Source organism: Kitasatospora sp. NPDC057512 (assembly GCF_042802135.1).
In the GTDB taxonomy this organism is placed as follows: Bacteria; Actinomycetota; Actinomycetes; order Streptomycetales; family Streptomycetaceae; genus Kitasatospora.
On sequence record NZ_JBHVET010000810.1, the window covers coordinates 1 to 3,535 of the forward strand.

General features: G+C 74.7%; 2 protein-coding genes. Both read right to left on the reverse strand.

Annotated elements, in window-relative coordinates:
• Positions 1 to 216: 216 nt before the first annotated feature.
• Positions 217 to 891: a response regulator gene (locus ACFU6K_RS34085; protein WP_380669716.1), complete on the reverse strand. Its 675-nt coding sequence runs from the start codon at positions 889 to 891 to the stop codon at positions 217 to 219.
• The gene (locus ACFU6K_RS34090; protein WP_380669718.1) at positions 884 to 3,460 is read right to left on the reverse strand and encodes an ATP-binding protein; all 2,577 of its coding nucleotides are present in this window, start codon (positions 3,458 to 3,460) and stop codon (positions 884 to 886) included. Before ACFU6K_RS34090 ends, ACFU6K_RS34085 begins: the two co-directional genes overlap by 8 nt.
• Positions 3,461 to 3,535 lie beyond the last annotated feature (75 nt).

Here is a 3,535-nt window from a genome sequence, read left to right on the forward strand (position 1 = left end):
GGTTGTCGCGCGCCCCTCCCCCACCTGCTGGCCGCCTCGGGCGGCGGCTGGAGCGGCCCCGGACCTCCCCCACACGGAGCAGGGGCCGCTCGTTCGACACCGACACTACGCCCGCGGAACACCGCCTCCGACCGGCCTTGACGCCCTCCTGTCGCCCACCGGGCCGCTCTTGACGGCTCGTTGACGGGGGCGCGCCGGCCCCGGTGCGCCGGTCCGTCACGGCACGTACCGGTACCCGATCCCCGGCTCGGTGATCAGGTGCCTCGGCCGGGCCGGGTCGCGCTCCAACTTGCGGCGCAGCCCGGCGAAGTAGACCCGCAGGTAGTTGCCGCGCCCCTCCTGGGCCGGGCCCCACACCTCGCGCAGGATCTGCCTCCCGGGCACCAGCCGGCCCGGATTGGCGAGCAGCAGGGCGAGGATCCGCCACTCGGTCGGGGTGAGCCGGACCGGGCCGTTCGGGCCGTGCACCGCGGTGGCCGCGAGGTCCACGGTGTGGTCGCCGATCACCGGCCGGCCCAGCGGCACGTCGCCCAGCGGCCGGCGCAGCACGGCGCGCAGCCGGGCCAGCAGCTCGTCCATCAGGAACGGCTTGGTGAGGTAGTCGTCGGCGCCCGCGTCCAGGGCGCCCACCTTGTCGGCGGCGTCCGTCCGGCCGGAGAGCACGATGATCGGCATCGCGCTGTGGGTGCGCAGGCCGCGCAGCACGTCCATCCCGTCGAGGTCGGGCAGGCCGAGGTCGAGCAGGACGGCGTCCGGGGCGCTGTGCGCGGCGCGGTCCAGCGCCTCTCCGCCGCTGGCGGCGGTGCGGACGGCGTAGTGCCGGGCGCTGAGGTTGATCCGCAGGGTGCGCAGGAGGGCGGGCTCGTCGTCGACGACCAGGATCTCATTCATGTGGAGGTTCCTCCCCGGAGTCTCCAGGCTCGGTGGTGCTGGGCGCGGTGGTGGCGGCGGGCAGGGTGAGCAGCATGGTGGTGCCGCCGCCCGGGGTGTCCTCGACCTCCAGGCTGCCGCCCATCGCCTCGGCGAGGCCGCGGGAGAGGGCGAGGCCGAGGCCGACGCCGGTGGTGTTGTCGGTGTCGCCGAGGCGCTGGAAGGGCAGGAAGACCCGGTCGCGGTCCTCGGGGGCGATGCCGGGGCCGCGGTCGATCACCCGGATCTCCACCTGGTCGGCGTGGTGGCTGGCGGTGACCAGGACGGGTGCGCCGGGGGCGTTGTACCGCAGCGCGTTGGTGATCACGTTGGCGAGCACCCGCTCCAGCAGCGGCGGGTCGGCGAGCACCGGCGGGGCGGTGTCCAGGTCGAGCGGCTGGACCGGCGCGTACGGGTCGGGGAGGCTGTCGAGCGCCCGGGGCAGGATCTCGTCGAGGTGGGTCTCGGTGAGGTGCAGGGTGAGCGCGCCGGCCTGGAGGCGGCTCATGTCGAGCAGGTTGTCGACCAGCCGGGTGAGCTTGACCAGCGACTCGTCGGCGGTGGCGAGGAGTTCGGCCTGGTCCTCGGGCGAGAACTCGACGTCCGGGCTGCGCAGCGAGCCGACCGAGGCGCGGGCGGCGGCCAGCGGGGTGCGCAGGTCGTGGCTGACGGCGGCGAGCAGGGCGGTGCGCATCCGGTCCGCGGCCTTGATCGGCTCGACCTCGGCGGCGACCACGGCCAGCCGGTCGCGCTCCAGCGCGGCGGCCACGTGGGCGGCGAAGGCGGTCAGCACCCGCTGGTCGGCGGCGGGCAGCCGGCGGCCGGTGAGCACCAGGAGGGCGTCCGCGCCGACCGGGACCTCGGCGGTCTCGTGCGGCCCCTCGCCGTCGCCCTGGTGGTCCCCCTCGCTGTGCGCGAGCACCTCGCCGTCGCCCCGGGAGAGCAGGGCGACGGCCCGCATGCCGAAGGCCGTCCGGGACTTCTCCAGCAGGGCGGGCAGCGCGTCGGCGCCGCGCAGCACGCTGCCGGCCAGGGTGGAGAGGGTCTCGGCCTCGGCGGTGGCGCGGGCGGCCCGGCTGGTGAGCCGGCCGGCGTGGTCGACCACGGTGGAGACGGTGAGCGCGATCGCGGCGAAGACCACCAGGGCGACGATGTTGTTGGTCTCGCCGATGGTCAGGCTGTGGACCGGCGGGATGAAGTAGTAGTTGAGCAGCACCGAGGCGACGACCGAGGCCAGCAGGGCCGACACCGCGCCGCCGAGCAGGGCGACGATCACCACGCCGAGCTGGAAGATCAGCGCGTCGGTGGTCAGGTTGATGCTGTGGTCCGCCTGCGAGAGCAGGACGGTGAGCAGCCAGGGCACCGCCAGGCCGGCCAGGTAGCCGGCGATGGTGCGGCGCCGGGAGTGGCGGCGGCCGAGCGAGGGCAGCCGGCCGCGGCCGGTGAACTCGTGGGTGACCATGTGGACGTCGATGTCCTCGGAGTCGTCCACGGTGGTCTGCCCGGTGCCGGGGCCGGTCAGGAAGCGGTTGATCCGGCCGCGGCGGCTGGTGCCGAGCACCAGCTGGGTGGCGTCGTGGGCGCGGGCGAAGGTGAGCAGCGCGGTCGGGACGTCGTCGCCGACCACCACGTGGTAGCTGCCGCCGAGGGTCTCCACCAGCTGCCGCTGCTGGGCGAGCGCGCCGGAGGAGGCGCCGGCCAGGCCGTCGCTGCGGGAGACGTGGACGGCCAGCAGTTCGCCGCCGGCCGTGCGGTCGGCGATCCGGGCGGCGCGGCGGATCAGGGTCTCGCCCTCGGGGCCGCCGGTGAGGGCGACCACGACCCGCTCGCGGGTCTCCCAGACCCGGTCGATGTTGTGGCTGGCCCGGTAGTCGCGCAGTCCCTCGTCCACCCGCCCGGCCACCCAGAGCAGGGCGAGTTCGCGCAGGGCGGTGAGGTTGCCGACCCGGAAGTAGTTCGAGAGCGCGGCGTCCACCTTCTCCGCCTTGTAGACGTTGCCGTGGGCCATCCGGCGGCGCAGCGCCTGCGGGGCCATGTCGACGAGTTCGATCTGGTCGGCCCGGCGGACCACCTCGTCCGGGACGGTCTCCCGCTGGGGGATGCCGGTGATCTTCTGGACGACGTCGTTCAGCGATTCCAGGTGCTGGATGTTGACGGTGGTGACGACGTCGATCCCGGCGGCGAGCAGTTCCTCGACGTCCTGCCAGCGCTTGGCGTGCCGGCCGCCGGGGATGTTGGTGTGCGCCAGCTCGTCCACCAGCACGACGGACGGGCGGCGGGCGAGCACGCCGTCGAGGTCCATCTCGTCGAACCCGGCGTCCCGGTAGGCGCGGTGGACGCGGGGCACGACCTCCAGGCCCGCCAGCATGGCCTCGGTGTGCGGTCTGCCGTGGCACTCGATGTACCCGACCACGACGTCGGCCCCGCGCTCCTGTCTGCGCCGGGCCTCGTCCAGCATCCGGTACGTCTTGCCGACCCCCGGCGCGGAGCCGAGGTACACCCTCAGTCGGCCGCCGCGGATGCCGGTGCCGGGGGTGAGGTCGCGGGCCATGGGCACTGCTCTTTCCATCGGGAGGTGGTGCACGTCTGCGGACGCGGGTCGGCCGGCCCGGGCGCGGGAGGTGTG